General features: G+C 70.5%; 18 protein-coding genes. 5 read left to right on the top strand and 13 right to left on the bottom strand.

Going from position 1 to position 18,729, the window contains the following annotated elements:
- Nucleotides 1-14 precede the first annotated feature (14 nt).
- The 4 genes from A4R43_RS02135 to A4R43_RS02120 are packed head-to-tail and all read left to right on the top strand — an operon-like array spanning nucleotide 15 to nucleotide 2,806.
- Nucleotides 15-605, top strand: a complete 591-nt coding sequence (locus tag A4R43_RS02135) for an RraA family protein (protein ID WP_236808721.1) — start codon at nucleotides 15-17, stop codon at nucleotides 603-605.
- The gene (locus tag A4R43_RS02130) at nucleotides 598-1,530 is read left to right on the top strand and encodes a hydroxyacid dehydrogenase (protein ID WP_113690722.1); all 933 of its coding nucleotides are present in this window, start codon (nucleotides 598-600) and stop codon (nucleotides 1,528-1,530) included. Before A4R43_RS02135 ends, A4R43_RS02130 begins: the two co-directional genes overlap by 8 nt.
- Nucleotides 1,527-2,471, top strand: a complete 945-nt coding sequence (locus A4R43_RS02125; RefSeq protein WP_113690721.1) for a hydroxymethylglutaryl-CoA lyase — start codon at nucleotides 1,527-1,529, stop codon at nucleotides 2,469-2,471. Before A4R43_RS02130 ends, A4R43_RS02125 begins: the two co-directional genes overlap by 4 nt.
- Complete coding sequence (locus tag A4R43_RS02120; protein WP_113690720.1) at nucleotides 2,471-2,806, top strand: histidine kinase; 336 nt, start codon at nucleotides 2,471-2,473, stop codon at nucleotides 2,804-2,806. The genes A4R43_RS02125 and A4R43_RS02120 overlap by 1 nt, the downstream gene beginning before the upstream one ends.
- On the opposite strand, the gene A4R43_RS02115 is transcribed toward A4R43_RS02120, so the two are convergent.
- The 13 genes from A4R43_RS02115 to A4R43_RS02055 form a co-directional block, all read right to left on the bottom strand.
- Complete coding sequence (locus A4R43_RS02115) at nucleotides 2,803-3,675, bottom strand: GntR family transcriptional regulator (protein ID WP_113690719.1); 873 nt, start codon at nucleotides 3,673-3,675, stop codon at nucleotides 2,803-2,805. The genes A4R43_RS02120 and A4R43_RS02115 overlap by 4 nt on opposite strands.
- Before the next feature lie 23 nt (nucleotides 3,676-3,698).
- Nucleotides 3,699-3,995 (bottom strand): antibiotic biosynthesis monooxygenase family protein, encoded by a 297-nt coding sequence (locus A4R43_RS02110; RefSeq protein ID WP_113697291.1) that lies wholly within the window; start codon nucleotides 3,993-3,995, stop codon nucleotides 3,699-3,701.
- A 21-nt stretch (nucleotides 3,996-4,016) separates the two neighbouring features.
- The gene (locus tag A4R43_RS02105; protein ID WP_113690718.1) at nucleotides 4,017-5,309 is read right to left on the bottom strand and encodes a CitMHS family transporter; all 1,293 of its coding nucleotides are present in this window, start codon (nucleotides 5,307-5,309) and stop codon (nucleotides 4,017-4,019) included.
- Between the two features lie 74 nt (nucleotides 5,310-5,383).
- On the bottom strand, nucleotides 5,384-5,791 hold the full coding sequence (locus tag A4R43_RS02100) for a cupin domain-containing protein (protein WP_113690717.1): 408 nt from the start codon (nucleotides 5,789-5,791) through the stop codon (nucleotides 5,384-5,386).
- Nucleotides 5,791-7,164 carry an NAD-dependent succinate-semialdehyde dehydrogenase gene (locus A4R43_RS02095; protein WP_113690716.1) on the bottom strand — a complete coding sequence of 458 codons (1,374 nt, stop codon included), beginning with the start codon at nucleotides 7,162-7,164 and terminating at the stop codon, nucleotides 5,791-5,793. Before A4R43_RS02095 ends, A4R43_RS02100 begins: the two co-directional genes overlap by 1 nt.
- The gene (locus A4R43_RS02090; protein WP_113690715.1) at nucleotides 7,164-8,234 is read right to left on the bottom strand and encodes an isocitrate/isopropylmalate dehydrogenase family protein; all 1,071 of its coding nucleotides are present in this window, start codon (nucleotides 8,232-8,234) and stop codon (nucleotides 7,164-7,166) included. The genes A4R43_RS02095 and A4R43_RS02090 overlap by 1 nt, the downstream gene beginning before the upstream one ends.
- A gap of 111 nt (nucleotides 8,235-8,345) precedes the next feature.
- Nucleotides 8,346-9,374, bottom strand: coding sequence for an Ldh family oxidoreductase (locus tag A4R43_RS02085; RefSeq protein ID WP_113690714.1), 1,029 nt, complete (start codon nucleotides 9,372-9,374; stop codon nucleotides 8,346-8,348).
- Nucleotides 9,371-11,995 carry an aconitate hydratase AcnA gene (gene acnA, locus A4R43_RS02080; RefSeq protein WP_113690713.1) on the bottom strand — a complete coding sequence of 875 codons (2,625 nt, stop codon included), beginning with the start codon at nucleotides 11,993-11,995 and terminating at the stop codon, nucleotides 9,371-9,373. Before acnA ends, A4R43_RS02085 begins: the two co-directional genes overlap by 4 nt.
- A complete protein-coding gene (locus A4R43_RS02075) occupies nucleotides 11,992-12,621 on the bottom strand; it encodes a hypothetical protein (protein ID WP_113690712.1) in 630 nt (209 codons plus the stop codon). The genes acnA and A4R43_RS02075 overlap by 4 nt, the downstream gene beginning before the upstream one ends.
- On the bottom strand, nucleotides 12,618-13,709 hold the full coding sequence (locus tag A4R43_RS02070; RefSeq protein WP_113690711.1) for an isocitrate/isopropylmalate dehydrogenase family protein: 1,092 nt from the start codon (nucleotides 13,707-13,709) through the stop codon (nucleotides 12,618-12,620). Before A4R43_RS02070 ends, A4R43_RS02075 begins: the two co-directional genes overlap by 4 nt.
- A 19-nt stretch (nucleotides 13,710-13,728) precedes the next feature.
- Nucleotides 13,729-14,856 (bottom strand): ABC transporter ATP-binding protein, encoded by a 1,128-nt coding sequence (locus A4R43_RS02065; RefSeq protein WP_113690710.1) that lies wholly within the window; start codon nucleotides 14,854-14,856, stop codon nucleotides 13,729-13,731.
- Complete coding sequence (locus A4R43_RS02060) at nucleotides 14,849-16,618, bottom strand: ABC transporter permease (RefSeq protein ID WP_113690709.1); 1,770 nt, start codon at nucleotides 16,616-16,618, stop codon at nucleotides 14,849-14,851. Before A4R43_RS02060 ends, A4R43_RS02065 begins: the two co-directional genes overlap by 8 nt.
- A 23-nt stretch (nucleotides 16,619-16,641) precedes the next feature.
- Nucleotides 16,642-17,736, bottom strand: coding sequence for an ABC transporter substrate-binding protein (locus A4R43_RS02055; protein WP_205215211.1), 1,095 nt, complete (start codon nucleotides 17,734-17,736; stop codon nucleotides 16,642-16,644).
- A gap of 291 nt (nucleotides 17,737-18,027) precedes the next feature.
- On the opposite strand from A4R43_RS02055, the gene A4R43_RS02050 reads away from it, so the two are divergent.
- Nucleotides 18,028-18,720 (top strand): GntR family transcriptional regulator, encoded by a 693-nt coding sequence (locus A4R43_RS02050; RefSeq protein WP_113690707.1) that lies wholly within the window; start codon nucleotides 18,028-18,030, stop codon nucleotides 18,718-18,720.
- Nucleotides 18,721-18,729 lie beyond the last annotated feature (9 nt).

Genomic DNA, 18,729 nt, shown 5'->3' with positions numbered 1-18,729 from the left:
CCCCGAGGAGGATCGTGGACTCCCCTGCCGACTACCCGGCCCCGGCCGCGCTTCCGGTCGCCACCGTGTCCGACGCGATGGACCGGTTCGGCGTCGCCGCCGGTATCCGTCCACTGTGGCCTGGCGCGGTGCTGTCCGGCCCGGCCTGCACGGTGTGGACCCGGCCCGGTGACAACCAGGGCCTGCACGCGGCCTTCGAAACCATCCGCCGCGGTGAGGTGCTGGTGGTCAACGGCGGCGGGGACGAGACCAGGGCGCTGATCGGGGAGCTGGTGGCGCAGAAGGCCAAGGCGCTGGCGGTCGGCGGCATCGTGCTCGACGGCGCGGCCAGGGACGTGACCGAACTGGCCGCGCTCGGTGTGCCGGTGTTCGCGCGAGCGGTCACCCCGGCCGGACCGTGGAAGACCGGGCCGTACCGGATCGGCGGCACGATCGCGATCGGTGGTGTGCCGGTGCGCCAGGGCGACTGGGTGCTCGGAGACGACGACGGGGTCGCCGTGGTGCCCGCGGAGCGGGTCGGCGACGTGGTCCGCGCGGCGCACCGGCTCCTCGAAGGGGAAGCCGAGCGGCGCGCGGCCAACCAGCGGCTGGTGCCGCGTGGCTGACCTCCCCGTCGTCTGGATCCCGCGGCCGGTGCACGACGACGCGCTGGCTTTGCTGCGCGAGCACACCGACGTCCGGCTCGGCTACGGTGACGCGGCCACGACGTTCGACCGCGTCGCCGACCGCGTCTCGGCGATCCTGCTGCGCACCGTCCGCGTCGACGGTGACATGATGCGCCGCGCGCCCGCGTTGCGCGTGATCGCGCGGCACGGCGTCGGCGTGGACACGATCGACGTGGACACCGCACGGGAACGCGGGATCGCCGTCACCACCACACCGACGGCCAACACGCAGTCGGTCGCCGAGCACACCATCGCACTGCTGCTCGCCGTCCGCCGGGGAATCGGCGTGGCGGCACGCGGCGCCGGCTCCCGCGACAGGATCCGCGGCCGGGAACTGGCCGGCTCGACGCTGGGCCTGATCGGCTGCGGCAGGATCGCGTCGCGCGTGGCACACATCGCGCGGCACGGGTTCGGCATGCGCGTGCTGGCCTACGACCCGATGCTGACCGGCGAGCAGATCACCGCCGCCGGGGCGGAACCCCTGCCGCTGGACGAACTCCTGCCGCTGTCCCACGCGCTCAGCCTGCACGTGCCACTGGTCACCGGCACGCGGAACCTGATCGGGCTGCGTGAACTGCTGGCGATGCCACCGGGCGGGGTGGTGCTGAACACCTCGCGCGGCGGCACCTTGGACGAGGACGCGCTGCTTTCCGTGCTGCGCCAAGGACATCTGGCCGGTGCCGGGCTCGACGTCACGGTGGTCGAACCACTGCCGGCCGACCACCCGCTGCGTGGTGACCCGTCGGTGGTGATCACCCCGCATGTCGGCGCGCAGACCGCGGAAGCGTTGCGCCGCATGGCCATCGAAGCCGCGCGGCACATCCTCGACCACCTTTCCCGAGCCGAACAGGAGCCGGTGCGATGAACCGCGGATCGCGGAAAACCGAGATCGACGTGCTGGTCAGCGAAGTAGGCCCGCGCGACGGACTGCAGAGCGTGGACCGGACCATGCCGACCGCGGTCAAGCAGCGGTGGATCACCGCGCTGGCCGGATCGGGGCTGCGTGAGATCGAGGTCGGCTCGTTCGTCTCGCCAAAACGCCTGCCGCAGCTCGCCGACACCGCCGACGTGGTCGCGCACGCGCTGACCATTCCCGATCTCACCGTGCTGGCGCTGGTGCCGAACCTGGTGGGCGCGCGGAACGCCGTCGCCGCCGGGACGCGGGCGCTCACCATGCCGTTGTCCGCTTCCCGCGCGCACAGCCAGAACAACATCGGGATGACCCCGGAACAGGCGCTCGAGCAGGTCGGCCTGGTGTGCGAGCTGAAGGCCGCAACGCCGGGACTTTCGGTCGAGGTGGGGATTTCCACCGCTTTCGGCTGCACGCTGGAAGGGCCGGTGGACGAGGATTGGGTGATCGAGCTGGCCGTGCGCGCCGCCGGGCGGGGCGCGGACTCGGTGGGGCTCTCGGACACCACCGGTTACGCGAACCCGGCCCAGGTGCGGCGGCTGTTCACCAGGCTCCGCGCCGAACTCGGCGACCGGGCGGGCGGGGCGCACCTGCACAACACCCGCGGCCAGGGCCTGGCGAACGTGGTGGCCGCGCTGGACGCCGGGGTCACCACCTTCGACTCCTCACAGGGCGGCCTCGGCGGCTGCCCCTACGCGCCGGGCGCCAGCGGAAACATCGTCACCGAGGACCTGGTGTTCCTGCTCGAATCAATGGGCCTGCGCACCGGGGTGGACATCGAAGCTCTCGTCGCCGCCCGCACCATCATCGGCGACGGGCTCCCCGGTGAGCAGCTGTACGGGCACGTCCCGGACGCCGGGCTGACCAAAGGTTTCCAGTACGCGAAGGTGGACTGATGCTTTTGCCAGACGACATCGCCGCCCGTACCGAACGAGCCACCCGCGCCGCCGCCGGCGCGGCGCGGGAACTCGGGGGTGACGGTGACCGAGCCCAGGGCCATCTACGACGTGTTCTCCGTGACATCGGCCTGCGTGTCGCCGAACTGCGGCCGAGCGTGCGTGCCGCCCTGCAGAACGCCGAATTCCGGCAAAGCCTCACCCTCGACGCCGTCAACCGGCGCGGCCGCACCATCACGCTGCGCCTGCAGTGCGGTTCACTGCAGAATCCCGGCGGGGAGATCCGCGGTGTGATCCTGCTGATGGACGGCGAACCGCCGGCACTGGACGGTTAGGCGTCCGCCGATTTTTCGACGCCGACCGTGCTCAGGTGCCCGCGCAGGTATTCGGCGGCCTCCTCGCGCCGGTTGGCCAGGAGCAGGTCGGCGATGTCGAGGTGTTCCCGGCACCGGGTGAGGGCCCGGTCGCGTGGCAGTGAGCGCCGGTACTCGATGAGGCGGCGCAGCCGGTTGACACGGCGCAGGGAGTCGATGAAGAACGTGTTGCGGCCGCACTCGATGATCGCCTCGTGGAAGGCGGTGTTGAGGTCGAACAGCTCGGCGTTGCTCACCGTGTGCACGTCGCCGTCGACGAGTTTTTGCTGCTGCGCCCGGACTTTCTCGATGGCCGCGCGGTCGAGTTCGAAGGTGGGTTCGAGGATCGAGGCGGGCTCGATGACCACCCGGAAGCGGTAACTGTCCTGATAGGACCGCAACGAGGTGAGCGTGGGCTGGAACTGCCAGCCGTAGCCGGGCAGCCGCTCGATCCAGCCTTCGGCGTTGATGCGGCGGAGCAGACCGGCGAGCTGAGCCGGGGTGAGCCCGTAGTCGCGGGTGAGCCGGTTCTCGGTGACGCGGTCGGGCAGCTTGCCGTCGAGCCGGTCGGCGGCGACACGCAGGTACAGGGCGTCTTCCGCGTCCCGGTCGACGGGCAGCTCGGTGAGCTTGTCCGCGGTACGCAGCACGGTGTAGCCGCCCTTGTCGCCGATCCCGACGATGCCGTCGTCGGCGAGCAGGCGCAGTGCGCTGCGCACCGGGGAGCGGGAGACGTTCAGCTGTTCGGCGAGGGTGCGCTCGACCAGGCGGGTGCCCGCCGGGGCTTGCCCGGAGCGGATCCGCTCGACGATGCGCGCCGCGATCTGGCGGGTGAGCGGGGTCGGCGGCATGGCCGGGAGCTTACCCGCGCCGCTCAGCCCGGCAGCACGTCGTGCACGTGTTCGACCTGGGGCGGGGCGGCGAAGAACGGCCCGGCCAGCTCCCGCCACCTGGCGAACGCCGCCGAGCCGCGGAAGGTCACCGTGTGGTGCTCGACGGTCTCCCACTCGACCAGCAGGCGGTAGCGCTGGGGGAACTCGACGCTCCGGCGGAGGCGGACGCCGTGGCAGCCCTCGGCGGCTTCGAACAGCGGCACCGCGGTGGCGACCGCCTTCTCGAAGTCGGCTTCCTGGCCGGGGTGGACCTCGATGAGCGCGATTTCGGTGACCAAAGTCATCACGGTGTGGCCTTTCTACAGGGTGATGGCGCCGGTGAGCAGGACAAAGCCGACCATCGCCAGCGAGGCGACGGTGACCGGGACGAGCGCGAACCGCTGGAACTCGCCGAGGTCCTTCTTGACCAGCCCGAGCAGCACCCACAGCGGGGCGGAGGCGGGGCCGATGGAGTGCAGCATCTGTCCGGCGACCCCGGCCCGCGCGATCTCGTAGGCCGGGATGCCGTGCTGCGCGGCGGATTCGGCGAGCACCGGCAGCACGCCGAAGAAGTAGGCGTCGTTGGACATGAAAAAGCTCAGCGGGAGCCCGATCAGCGCGGTGAACAGCGGGATGAGGTTGCCCAGCGCATCCGGCACGGCGGCGAGCAGGGTGGTCGCCATCGCGTCCACCATGCCGGTCTCGGACAGGATGCCGGTGAAGATCCCGGCGGCCAGCACCAGCATGACCACCGGGACCGCGCTGGCGGCGTGGCGCTTGACGACCTCGCCCTGCTCGGCCACCCGCGGGTGGTTGACCAGCAGCGCCAGCACAAAACCGCCCATGAACAGGGTGACCAGCGGGGCGACACCGGCCACGAGCAGCACCAGCAGGGCCACGGTGAGCCCGGCGTTGACCCACAGCCGCCAGTTCCGCAGCGCGGCGCGGTCGGATTCGCGGTTGGCGATCTCGGCGGCGACGTCGGCGATCACCTGCGGATCGATCCGCCGCCGCTGCCGCCGCCCGAGCAGGTAGGCCACCCCGACGATGAACGCGGAGGTGAGCAGCAGCGACGGGATGAGCGGCACGAAGTACTCGGCGGCGTCGAGGTGCAGCACGCTGATGGCGCGGGTGGCGGCCCCGCCCCAGGGCGTGGCGCCGGAGATCGCGCCCAGCGCCATGGTCGCGATCGCGGCGATCACCAGCGGGTTCATCCCGATGCGGCGGTAGATCGGCAGGAAGGCCGAGCAGATGATCATGTAGCTGGTGGTGCCGTCGCCGTCGAGCGCGACCAGTAGCGCCAGCACCGCGGTGCCCACGCAGATGCGCACCGGGTCCCCTTTGGACAGCCGGATGATGCCGTTCGAGATGGGGTCGAACAGCTTGGCGTCCATCATCACGCCGAAGTAGAGCACGGCGAACAGCAGCAGCACGCCGGTCGGGGCCACGGTTTCGATGCCCTCGATGGCCATGTCACCGAGGTCGGCCCCGCGACCGGCGATGACGGCGAACAGCACCGGCGCGGCGATGATCGCGACGAAGGCGGTGGCGTACTTGCGCATGACGAGCACCATGAAGGTGCCCAGGGTGAGAAAACCCAGCGTAGCGAGCATCGTTGCTTCTCCACTTTTCGGGCAGGCCGGTGGCCGGGGTGACCACGCGTGGTCACCCCGGTGCGGGTGAGGGGTCAGGACCGGTGGTGCTCGGCGTCGACGCGGGTGGTCACGCCGGTTTCCACGATCGTGCGGGTGGCCTCGACCGAGGCGTAGGTCCACAGGATCCGCATCGGCTCGGTGGCACTGGCGTTGCGGAAGCGGTGGGGCACCCCGGCGTCGACGTAGGTGGTGTCGAAGGTGGTGAGCCGGTGTTCGGTGCCGTCGATCTCCACCACCGCGTCGCCTTGGAGAATGACGACGCTTTCGGGGCAGTTGTGGGTGTGCAGCGGGATTCCGGCACCACCCTCGAACAGGGTCTGTCCATTGAGGAACACCGTGGCGCCGCGGGCCCGGGTGACCAGCGGGATGGTGGCGGCGCCACCACCGCGGGAGAAGGCGGTCAGCTCGGCCGGGCGCAGCACGGCGGCTTCGAAGCACATCAGGGGTTCACCGGTCCGATCCACAGGGTCTTGAGGTTGACGAACTCGCGGATGCCGTCGGCACCCAGTTCCCGGCCGTAGCCGGACTTCTTGATGCCGCCGAAGGGCAGGCGGGCGTCGGAGGCGACCATGCCGTTGACAAACACGGCTCCGGCGTCGATGGTGCGGGCCAGCTCGCGGGCGCGCTCGACGTCGGCGGTCCACAGTGCCGCGCCCAGGCCGAATTCGGTCTGGTTGGCCAAGGTGATGGCCTCCTCGGTCCCCGCGGCGCGGGTGATCGCGGCGACCGGGCCGAAGGTTTCCTCGTCGAAGGCGGCCATGCCGGGCGTGACGTGGTCGAGCACGGTGGCCGGGTAGAAGAATCCAGGCCCGGCCACGGGTTCGCCGCCGGTGCGCACCACGGCTCCGGCTTCGGCGGTGCGGCGGACCTGGTCGTGCAGTGCCGCGCGCAGGTTGGCGCGGGCCATCGGGCCGATCGTGGTGTCCCGTTCGGCGGGGTCGCCGAGCTTGAGCGCGGTGGCCGCTTCGGTGAACGCGGCGGTGAACTCGTCGGCCACCGCCTCGTCCACGATGAACCGCTTGGCGTTGACGCAGGACTGCCCGACGTTGACAAAGCGCGCCTTGACCGCGGTCCGCGCCGCCGCGGGCACGTCCGCGTCGGCGAGCACGATGAACGGGTCCGAGCCGCCGAGTTCGAGCACCTGCTTCTTCAGCGCGGCACCGGCCTGCGCGGCGACGATGGCGCCGACCTCGGTGGAGCCGGTGAGGGTGACCGCGGCGATCCGGTCGTCGGCGATCAGCCCGGCGACCGCCGGCACTTCGACCAGCACCGTGCGGAACAGGCCCTCCGGCGCGCCGGCCGCGCGGACCACCTCTTCGACCGCGAGCGCGCACTGCGGAACGTTGTTGGCGTGCTTGAGGATCGCGCCGTTGCCCGCGGCGAAGGCCGGGGCGGCGAACCGGAAGAACTGCCAGAACGGGTAGTTCCACGGCATCACCGCGAGCACCACGCCCAGCGGGTCGTGCACGATCGCGGACTCGGTGGCGTTCGACGGCACCGGGCGGTCGGCGAGATAGGCCGGGGCGTGCTCGGCGTAGTGCTCGCAGGTCACCGCGCACTTCTCGATCTCGGCTTCGGCCTCGGTGATCGGCTTGCCCATTTCGGCGGTGATCAGCCGGGCGTACCGCGGCTTGCCCTCCCGCAGCACCCGGGCCAGCTCGCGGAGCAGCCCGGTCCGCTCGGTCACCGGGCGGGCCCGCCAGCGCCGTTGCGCGGCCACGGCGGCGTCCAGCGCGGCGTCCACTTCGGACTCGGTGTGCGGGGTGAACCGCGCCAGCTCGTGTTCGGTGGCCGGATTGATGGAGACGATCATCAGGCACCCGCCTTCTCGAGCGTTTCCCGTACCGCGGCGGCAAAAGCGGCGGTGCCGAGCGTGCCGCCGACGTCCCGCGTGCGGGTGGCCGGATCGGCGAGCACCCGGTCGACCGCGGTGCCGATCAGCTCCGCGGCCCGGATCAGCGCGGGCCGGTCGTGCCGGCGGCCGAGCCAGTCGAGCAGCATCGCCCCGGACAGGATCAGCGAGGTCGGATTGGCCACGCCCCGCCCGGCGATGTCCGGCGCGGAGCCGTGCTGGGCCTGGCCCACGCAGATGGTGTGCCCGGCGTTGATCGAGCCGCCGAGCCCGAGGCTGCCGGAGAGCTCCGAGGCCTCGTCGGACAGGATGTCGCCGAACATGTTGGTGGTGACCACCACGTCGAAGGTGCGCGGCCGCCGGATGAGCAGGGCGGCCGCCGCGTCGACGATCAGCTCCTCGAGCTCGACGCCGGGGAACTCGGCGGCGACCTTGCGGACCGCACGCAGGAACAGCCCGTCGGACAGCTTCACCACATTGGCCTTGTGCACCGCGGTGACCTTCCGGCGGCGCCTGGCGGCCAGCTCGAAGGCCGCGCGCGCGACCCGCTCGCACGCCTTCGCGCTGACCTTGCGCATCGAGATGGCCAGGTCCTCGGTGGGCATGAACTCGCCGCTGCCGGCGTGCATGTTCCGGTCGGAGTAGAAGCCCTCGGTGTTCTCGCGGACGATCACCAGGTCCATCGGCTGCCGCAGGATCGACAGCCCGGCGTGGGACCGGCACGGCCGCACGTTGGCGAACAGGTCGAACACCTTGCGCAGCTCGGCCGACGGATTGATGCCGCCATCCGCACGCGGCGGGTACTCGTAGTGCGACACCGGCCCGAGCAGCACTCCGTCGGCCAGGGGAACGCGGTCGAGCACCTCGGCGGGCAGCGTGGTGCCGCGCTCCGCCAGCGCCTTCAGGCCGATGTCCCGGCTGTCGAACTCGAGGCCGAGGTCCAGGAGCCGGTCCGCGGCGGTGAGCACGCCGAGGCAGGCCTCGGTGATCTCGGGACCGATCCCGTCTCCGGGCAGGACAAGGATTTCCACTGAAGTCTTCCTTCCGATCGCGTGCGGCGCGGTCGCCGCCGGGCGCGCACCGCCTGCGAGGGACCCTAGAACGCGGGTTGGTATTTTGCAATCCCAATATACCAACTGGCTTCAGCTCGGCAGGTCGAGCGTGATGCCGCTGGAGGCCGCCAGCTCGCGCAGTTCGGCCAGCGTTGCCGCGGGCAGGGCGACCTCACGTGCCCGGTTCTCGATTTCGCCCGGGTAGAACACCTCCGTGGCGCCCTGGGCGAGCGGCACGCTTTTGGTGGTGGCGATGAGGTCGTCGACGCGGCGGCCGAACTCCTCCGGCTCCAGCACCGCGTCGATGCGCAGCGCGAGAACCAGGTGCCCGCACCCCGAACGCCGGTCCGGCACGTACGGCCCGGTCACGCCGGTGCCGTAGGAACTGCCGGTGAGCACGCCGGAAAGCACGTCCATCAGGAACGAGATGGCGTAACCCTTGTGCCCGGCCATCGGGGCGAGAACGCCGTCGATCGCGGCGCGCGGATCGGTGGTGGGCACGCCGTCCGCGTCGATCGCCCAAGTGTCCGGAATGGACTCTCCCCGCCGGAGCGCGGCGTAGATCTTTCCCCGCGCCACCCCGGTGTTCGCGATGTCGAGCACCACGGGACCGTGCGAGCCGCCCGGGGTGGCGATCGACCACGGATTGGCGCCGACGGTTTTCTCCCGGCCACCCCACGGCGCCATCGCGGGACTGCCGTTGGTGGTCAGGATGCCGGCACAACCTTCGGCGGCGATCCGGCGGGTCCAGTAGGCGGCGGTGCCGAAGTGGTTGCTGTTGCGCACCGCGACCACCCCGGCGCCGTGCTCGGCCGCCCGTTCCACGGCGAGCGCGCAGGCTCGGTCGGCGACCACCTGACCGATGCCATCGGCACCGTCGAGCACCGCCACCGCGCCGAATCCGCCGGCCAGCCGTGGTTCGGTGACCGCCCGCATGACCCCGGAGCGCAGCCGGGCGACGTACCAGCCCAGGCGCAGCATGCCGTGGGAGGCGTGGCCCCACCGGTCGGCGGTGACCAGGCTGTCGCTCACCAGCTCGGCGTCGGCACGCGGAACTCCCTCGGCGGCCAGGATCCGGGTGCCCGCGTCCTTGAGCGCCGCGGGATCGATCGGGATCATCGGTGCTTCCCTTCGGTGGCCAGGAGATCGCGCAGCACAAACGGCAGGATTCCGCCGTGGCGGTGGTATTCCTGCTCCCGCACGGTGTCGAGCCGCACGATCGCCTCGAACACGCGCCCACCGGCTTCGATGGTGACCGTTTCGGGGTAGTGGCCCGGTTCGGCTCCGGCGAGGCCGCGGATGTCGAAGGTCTCGTGCCCGGTGAGCCCGAGCGTTCCGGCGGACTGCCCCGGCGCGAACTGCAGTGGCAGCACGCCCATGCCGATCAGGTTCGACCGGTGGATCCGCTCGAACGACTCGGCCAGCACGGCCCGCACCCCCAGCAGCGCGGGCCCCTTGGCCGCCCAGTCGCGCGAGGACCCGCTGCCGTAGTCGCGGCCCGCCAGCACCACCAGCGGCATGCCCTCGGCCCGGTGCGCGAGCGCGGCGTCGTAGACGCTGGTCACGTCACCGCCGGGGTCGATCGTGACACCACCCTCGCGCCCGGGGACGAGCTGGTTGCGCAGCCGGACGTTGGCGAAGCAGCCGCGCATCATCACCTCGTGGTTGCCGCGGCGGGAGGCGTAGGTGTTCAGCTCGAACCGGGTGACGCCCAACCGGCCGAGATGCTGGCCGGCGGGTGTGCCGGGCGGGATCGCCCCGGCCGGCGACACGTGGTCGGTGGTGACCGAGTCGCCGAGCTTGACCAGCACGCGGGCGCCAAGAATGTCCTCGACGCGACCGGGTGCCGCGGTCATCCCGTCCAGGTAGGGCGGTCGCCGGAGGTACGTGGAGCGCTCGTCCCACGCGAAGGTCTCCCCGCCGGGCACGTCCAGGCGATGCCAGCGGTCGTCCCCGGCGAACACGTCGCGGTAGACCTCGGTGAACATGTCCGGCCGCAGGCTGCCGCCGACCACCTCGCGGACCTGCGCGGACGACGGCCAGATGTCGCGCAGGTACACCGGGTCGCCGTGTGGGCCGGTGCCCAGCGGCTCGGTGAGCGGGTCGAGGTCCATCGTGCCCGCGAGCGCGTAGGCGACCACGAGCGGTGGTGAAGCCAGGTAGTTCAGCCGGACGTCGGGATTGATGCGGCCGTCGAAGTTGCGGTTGCCGGACAGCACCGCGGCCACCGCCAGGCCGTGCTCCTCGACCGCGGCGGTCACCTCGTCGATCAGCGGACCGGAGGCGCCGATGCAGGTCATGCAGCCGAATCCGGTGAGGTGGAAGCCGAGTTCGGCCAGGTACGGCGTCAGCCCGGCCTTGCCGAGGTAGTCGGTGGCCACCCGCGAGCCCGGCGACAGGGTGGTCTTGACCCACGGCTTGCTGCGCAGCCCGGCCTCGACGGCGTTGCGGGCCAGCAGTCCCGCCGCCACCATCACCGCCGGGTTGGAGGTGTTGGTGCACGAGGTGATCGCCGCGATGGCGACCGTGCCGTTGCCGAGGCGGTGCTCGCGGCCGCCGAGCCGGACCGGCACCGGATCCCGGGGCGGCAGGCCCAGCTCAGTCACCGCCCGCCGGAAGCCCGCTTTCGCCGCGTCGAGCCGTACCCGGTCCTGCGGTCGCCGTGGACCGGCCAGGGACGGCACGATCGTGCCCAGGTCGAGTTCGATGGTCTCGGAGTAGGCGGTCGCCCGCTCCGGCTCGTGCCAGAGCCCTTGTTCCTTCGCGTACGCCTCGACCAGTGCCACCCGATCCGGTGACCGCCCGCTGAACCGCAGGTAACGCAGTGTTTCCTCGTCGATCGGGAAGTAGGCGCAGGTGGAGCCGAACTCGGGGCTCATGTTGGCGATGGTGGCCCGGTCGGCCAGCCCGATCGCGGCCACGCCCGGCCCGGAGAACTCGACGAACTTGCCGACCACGCCGTGGGCGCGCATCAGCTCGGTGATGGTCAGCACCAGGTCGGTCGCGGTCGCGCCGTCCGGCAGTTCGCCGTGCAGGCGGACCCCGACCACGGGCGGGATCAGCATGGTCAGCGACTGGCCGAGCATGGCGGCTTCGGCCTCGATGCCGCCGATGCCCCAGCCGAGCACGCCGAGCCCGTTGACCATCGTGGTGTGCGAGTCGGTGCCGAGGCAGAGGTCCGGGTATGCCCAGCCGTCCGCGGTCATCACCACGCGCGCGAGGTGCTCGAGATTGACCTGGTGCATGATGCCGGTGCCCGGCGGCACCACCGCGAAGTTCTCCAGATTCTGCTGGCCCCACTTGAGAAAGCGATACCGTTCGGCGTTGCGCTCGTACTCGATTTCGACGTTGCGCGTCAGCGCGTCGGGCCTGCCGAAGACGTCGGCGATGACCGAATGGTCGATCACCAGCTCGGCTGGGATCGCCGGATTGACCCGGCGCGGATCACCGCCCAGCTCGGCCATCGCGTGCCGCATGGCGGCGATGTCGGCGAGCACCGGCACGCCGTTGGTGTCGTGCAGGAAGATCCGGCTGGGGTACAGGTCGACGGCCGTCTTGTGCACGTCCGGCTCACCCCAGCGCAGCAGTGCCTCGACCGGCGCGAGGTCCCCGCCGGGGTGGCGGAGCAGGTTTTCCAGCACGATCCGCAGCGTGTAGGGCAGGTCGTCCGGGGCCAGCGCGCCGATCCGGTGGATCAGGTAGCGCTCCGAGCCGACCACGAGCGTGTCCCGGGTGCTCATGTCCGCTCCCGGATCGCTGCCGCGGCCAGCCGCGGCGGGCTGAGCAGCGGCACGCCCAGCCGTTCCTGCGCCGCCTCGAGTGCCGGGGCCAGTGAGAACTGCCCCAGCAGCGCGAGATCGACATCCCGGCCGACCGCTTCGGCGAGCAGCCTGCCCGCGCGATCGGTGTCCCCCGCGGCCAGCGCCTCGCGGGCCCCGGAAACCACGGAGCCGTATACGGCTGTTGCCGGGCCCACTATCGCTTGTAGACGTTCGACGGTGTCGCGGGTACCCGCCTCGATCGGCCCCAGCACGTGCACCCGCTTCGGGGCCCGGCGAACGACTTCGCCGAACAGGGCGGCATCCGAAGACAACACCGGCCGCTCCCCCGCGAACTCCCCGGTGACGGGCCCGTACAACGAGCAGCTCAGCAGGACCGCATCCGCGCCGCCGTCGAGGGCGTACCGGATCAGGGAACGCATCCGCGCCCGCAGCGGTTCGGTGAGCCCGCCCGCGCGCTCGGCGTCCGTGATCAGCGTGTCGTCGAGCAGGTGCCGCAACCGCGCTTCCGGGAACACGTCGGCGAAGGCGGCCGTCGCCGGGGCCATCGCGGCGGGCGTGGCGTGGACAAGGGCCACGAGCGTCACGAACGGTCCTTCCCGGCCGAGATGGCGGCGACCACGGCGGCGGTGAACTCGGTGGTGGAGGCCGAGCCGCCGAGGTCACGCGTGCTGGTCCCGCCGGTGACCGCGGTGGTGACGCCGGTTTCGACCAGCGCGGCGGCATCACGCAGCCGCGCGTCGTCGTTCTTGGCGGCCAGCCACTCCAGCAGCATCGCGCTGGAGAGCACCATCGCGATCGGGTTCGCCACGTTACGTCCGGCGATGTCGGGCGCCGAGCCGTGCGCGGCCTGCGCCATCGCGTGGGTTTCCGACGAGTTCACCGACGGCGCGATGCCCAGCGAGCCGGCGATCTCACCGGCGAGATCGGACAGGATGTCGCCGAACATGTTCTCGGTGACGATCACGTCGAACTCGTCGGCCTTGCGGACCAGCTTCATGGTCATCGCGTCGATGTGGAAGTCGTCCACGGTGACGTCCGGGTAGTCCGCGGCCACCTCGCGGCAGACCGTGCGGAACAGGCCGGTGGTCAGCTTGAGCACGTTGGCCTTGTGCACGATGGTCAGCTTCTTGCCGCGCGCCTTGGCCAGTTCGAAGGCCGTGCGCGCGATGCGCTCGGTGGCCGCGCGGGTGATGATGCCCATCGCGATCGCCACGTCCGGGCTCGGCATGAACTCGCCGGTGCCCGCGAAGGTGTTGCGGTCGGCGTAGAAGCCTTCGGTGTTCTCGCGGACGATCACCAGGTCGGTGCCGTCCACCACCGCGTTGCCGCCCGGGAACGCCTTGGCGGGGCGGATGTTCGCGAACAGCCCGAAGTGCTTGCGGATGGTGCCGCTGGGATTGAGCTGGGACCGGAACGGCTCCGGGTAGGACACGCTGTCGTGCGGCCCGAGCAGCCAGCCGTCAAGCCCGGCCAGCGCGTCCAAAGTGGACTGCGGGGTGGGCGCGCCGTGGGTCTCGATGGCCGACGCGCCGAGCGGCAGTTCGACCCATTCGACGGGTTCGGCACCCGCGGTGGCGAGCGCCGCGTCGACGATCGCCACCGCGGCGGGCACGATCTCGGGGCCGATGCCGTCGCCGTGCAGCACACCGAGGCGGTAGGAGTTGTTGGTCACTGGTTAGCCTTTCACGGGGTCAGACCTGGAGGGTGAGCAGTTCCTCGGCGTCTTCCGAGGGCAGTGCGGCATCCGGGTAGAGCAGTGCCGACTCAGGGGCGAAGGCGAGCCCGACCTCGCCGGACAGGCCCGGCTCGGTGCTCTCGACCTGCACCACCTGCTTGCCCAGCCGTACGTCGTACTCGTACCGCGAGCCGACGTACGACCGGGTGAGGATCTGGGTGCGCAGCAGGTTTGCCGCGTCGGCGGGCCGGTTCGCCGGCCCCACTTCGAACTTCTCGGGCCGGATGGCCACCGTGACCTCCTGTCCAGCGGTTACGGCTGTGTCCGACGCGACCCTGACCACGGCACCACCGGCTTCGAGCCGGATGACGGCGCGCCCGCCGTCGCGGGATTCGACCTTGCCCCGCAGGAAGTTGCACCGGCCGACAAACGCCGCGACCGCCGCGGCGGCGGGCCGTTCGTAGATCTCGTGCGGGCTGCCGACCTGGAGCAGGTCGCCCTCGCTCAGCACCGCGATCCGGTCGGACAGCGCCAGCGCCTCGTCCTGGTCGTGGGTGACGTAGACGGTGGTGATGCCGAGATCGGTCTGCAGCCGCTTGAGCCAGGCACGGGCCTGCTCGCGCAGCTTGGCATCCAAATTGGACAGCGGTTCATCGAGCAGCAGCACGCTCGGCGAGTAGACCAGCGCCCTGGCCAGCGCGACACGCTGCTGCTGACCTCCGGAAAGCTGGTGCGGGTAGCGGTCTTTCAGGTGCGCGAGCCCGACCTTGTCCAGCGCTTCGGTGATCCGGCGCGCCTGCTCCTCCTTGCCTGTCTTGCGGATCTTGAGCGGCACCGCCAGGTTCGCGGCGATGCTCAGGTGCGGCCACAACGCGTAGGACTGGAACACCATGCCGAGGTTGCGTTCCTCGGGGGTGCGGAAGGTCCCGGCGGCCGAGTCGACGAACACGGTGTCCCCCACCGCGATCCGGCCGCCGGTGGGCCGTTCGAGCCCGGCGATGCAGTTCAGCGTGGTCGACTTCCCGCACCCGCTCGGGCCGAGCAGGGTGAAGAACTCGCCGTCGCGGATGGTGAAGTCGATCTCGCGCAACACGGTGGTCGAGCCGAACTTCTTGTGCAGTTGTCCGACGGTGACTTCAGGCATCGGTGCGCCCCTTCATGAGTAGCCCGGCGAGGCCGACGAACGCGGCGGTGATGGCGATCTGCACGGTGGCGAGCGCGGCCACGGAACCGGTGTTGCCCTGGACCCAGAGCTCGAGCATGGTGGTGCCGATGATGTTGGAGTCGGCCGACGCGAGAAAGATCGCGGGCGAGTACTCCTTGAGCATGGTGACGAAGGTCAGGATGACCGCCCCGGCGAAGGCCGGGGTGAGCAGGCGGCCCAGCACCGAGGTGAAGGTGCGCACCCAGTCCGCGCCCGAAACCCGGGCCGCGTTGTCGAGCTCCTGCCCGAGTTGCAGCACCGACGGCGCGATCGAGCCGAACCCGGACGGCAGCGCCCGCAGCCCGAACCCGATGATCAACGCCACCAGCGTGCCCTGGACCAGGCCGCCGAGCCCGAACGGCAGGTAGGCGAAGGCCCAGAACAGCCCGATGCCGATGATGATGCCGGGAATGGCCTGTGGTGCCAGCGCGAGGTATTCGACCAGCTTGCGGTGGCGGAAGGTGGACCGTTTCGACACCAGCACCGCGAGCACGGCCAGGAAACTGACCACCAGCGCCCCGATCCCGGCCACCAGCAGACTGTTCCAAATGGACTGGACGTAGGCGGCGAAGCCGAACACCCGGTCGTAGTTGGCCGTGGTCAGCGTCTGGAACGGGTTCTGCAGCGGCGTGAACACCTTGGTGAACGACCGGAACACCAGCCCGCCGATCGGCAGCAGCGCGCCGAACACCACGTACACACTGATCGCCGCGACGCCGATCCACTTGAGCCTGCCCAGTTCCAGCCGCCGCGGCCGCGTCGCCTTGCCGCGGACCGACACGAACCGCTGCGCGTTCTTGAGCAGCTTCGCCTGCACCGCCACCAACCCGACGGTGACCAGTAGGATCAGCGTGGACGCCGCACCGAGAACGCCGTAGTCCGGATCGATCGACTGCAGCCCGTTGGTGTACAGGAAGGTCGAGAACACGCTGATGCCGACCGGCTGACCGTAGAGCAGCGGCACGCTCAGCGTTTCCACCGACATGCTGAACACCAGGATCGAGCTGTACACCATCGGCGGCCGCAGCATCGGCACCACCACGGTGAACAGGACCCGCAGCGGCCTCGCACCGCAGACCTGCGCGGCGCTCTCCAGCGAGGCGTCGGACTTGCGCAGGGCGTTGGCGCAGAACACATACGCGATCGGGGCCAGCGCCACCGCCTCGGTGATCGCCATGCCCGGGATCGAGTACAGGTTCCACGGCACAAACCCGAGCCAGTCGCGCACCGCGGTGCTGACGAACCCGGCCGGGCCGTACAGCGTGATCCAGCCGAAGCCCAGGATGAGCGAGGAGATGAAGAACGGCCACTGCATGGCCCCGGCGAACACCCGGCCGAACGGCAGTTTCGTCCGCACGACCAGCACGGCCATCGGGACCGCGATCAGCAGGGTCAGCACCGTGGTGCCGACGGCGAACAACGCGGTGTTGAGCACCACCTTGCCGAATCCGGCCTCGGTGAACAGGCGCACGTAGTTGTCCGGGGTGAAGATGCCACCCGCCTCGTACAGCGGGCGGTCCAGCACGGACTGGATCAGCGTCGGCACCACCGGGGCGAGCACCAGCACGGCCAGGAAGGCCAGCACCGCGTACTGCGCCCACAGCTCGCGACGAGCACCGAGCAGGCGCCGGTACCGCGGGGCAGGCAACGGGGGCTCCACCGGCGGCCGGGTTTCGGTCAGTGTTTCGGGCAGTACTGCCATTTCGACTGCGCTCCGATCGTCGTTCAGCGGGCCAGCAGCCCGTCCCAGCGGCCGACGAACGCCTTGACCTGGTCCTCGGGCGTCAGCTGGTACTCGGCGACGATCACGTTCTCGGCGCCGACGGCGTCGACCACCTCCTGGTGCGTGCGCAGCCCCGGCGCGGCGGTGACGTCGGGGCGGTAGGCGGTCAGGCCGCCCTCGGCCACCGCGCGCTGTCCTTCCTGGGAGAGCACGAAGTCCAGGAACAGCTTCGCGGTGTTCGCGTGCGGAGCCTTCGGGGTGATCCCGATGCCGCGCGGCAGCACCACCGTGCCGTCCTTGGGAAAGGCCACCTGGAACAGCCCGCCGCTGTTGTCCACCACCGGGTACGCCGGGGCGCCCGAGATGAAGAACCCGGCCACGTACTCCCCCGCCAGGATCTTCTCGGTCTGCGTGCCGGACGACGTTTCCGGCCGGGCCATCGGCAGCAGCGTCTCCAGATCGGCCCAGGAGTCCGGGGCGGCCTGGGTGAACGCGCTGGACACGGTGAACCCGAAGGCGCCGTTGACGTCCCGCGTGGTGATCTTGTCCTGGAACTTCGCCGGGTCCTGACGGGCCATCGCGGCGAGATCGGCCAGGCTCTCCGGCGCGCGCTCCAGCAGCGAGGTGTTGTAGGCGATGGTCATCGGATCGGTGGCCATGGTGTAGACGTTCGGCAGCACCTGCGCGAAGTCGGTCAGCTTGGACAGCTCGGGTGACTGGTAAGCGAGCAGGCGCTCCGGCTGCTGGGCGTACTCGGCCCACGCCTGCGCGGCGTTGGAGACCAGGATGTCCGCAGGCGAGCCGCCGGTGGCCTGCTCGGACAGCACCCGCTGGAACACCTCGTCGGAATCCAGGTTGTTCGCCTGGATGTCGGCCACCCAGGGGTACTTCTTCTGGAAGTCGCGGAACACCGGGGCCCAGTTCTCCTGGTCGGTGTTCGAGTAGATGGTCAGCGTGCCGCCCTCGGCCTTCGAACCAGCGATGAGCTGCGCGTACTCGGCCGGGTAGTAGTCCGGGACCTGCTCGACGGCGATCGGGTTCTCCGCAGCCTGTTCCACCGCGGCTCCCCCGCCACCGCAGGCGGTCAGGGTCGCCATCGCAGCTCCCACCGCGGTCAGCAGCCGTGTCGCCCGGGCGGCACGGCCTCCGATCTCTCTCGACGCTGTAGTCATCCGGCACCTCTTCTGGCGATAGCGGCACTGCTGTCGCGGCAGACTCTGAAGGTTATAACCTGCATCCGTCAAGCCCCAGACCAGCATTTCCCGGCTAAATTGCTGGTCATAGCTGATTTATCGGTTATATCTGCGCTTCAGGAAGGCTGCCGTGAGGAACCTGCGGACGGTCGGCTTGTCCGGGTCGGGTACGTTATAAGCAGCGAGAGGGGTGTCATGACCGAACCGGCCGAGCCGTACGTGACCAAAAGCGACTACGCCTACCAGACGATGCGCGAGAAGATCCTCTCCGGCGAGTTCGCCCCCGGAGCGGTGCTCAACCAGGCGATGCTGGCCAAGACCATCGGCATCAGCACCACCCCGCTGCGGGAAGCGCTGCGCCGCCTCAAGTCCGAGGGCTTTGTCGAACTCGGCGCGCACAAGGACGCGAAGGTGAGCGAGCTGTCCGGCGAGGAGGCACGCGACCTGCTCGAACTGCGGCGCTCACTCGACCCGCTCGCGGTCGGCCTCGCCGCCGAACGCCGCACCCGCGACGACATCCGCAACATCCGTGAAGCCATGCGAGGTGTCGAGCCGCTGCGGTCGAACCCCGGCTACGACGACCTGATCGCGCATCGCCGCTTCCACGTCGCCCTCTACTCCGCCTCGCACAACGAGCTGCTGATCCAGACGCTCGACAGCCTGTGGGACAAGGCGGACCGCTACCGCCGCGTCGGGCTGCAGGTCGAGCGGAGCCAGGCCGAACGCGACCAGAAGCACGCCGAGCACCTCGGCCTGGTCGACGCCATCGTGGCCGGTGACAGCGACACCGCCGCCGCGCTGATGCTGCGGCACATCGACACCAGCCTCGGCGCCAAGGCCGCCTCCCGGCTCGGCATGCGCCCCACCGCCACGCCCCGCGAAATCTGATTCCCGCCC

The organism is Amycolatopsis albispora (assembly GCF_003312875.1).
GTDB classification, from domain to species: domain Bacteria; phylum Actinomycetota; class Actinomycetes; order Mycobacteriales; family Pseudonocardiaceae; genus Amycolatopsis; species Amycolatopsis albispora.
The sequence above is the reverse complement of the archived record's forward strand: the minus strand, read 5'-3'. Positions and strand labels throughout refer to the sequence as shown.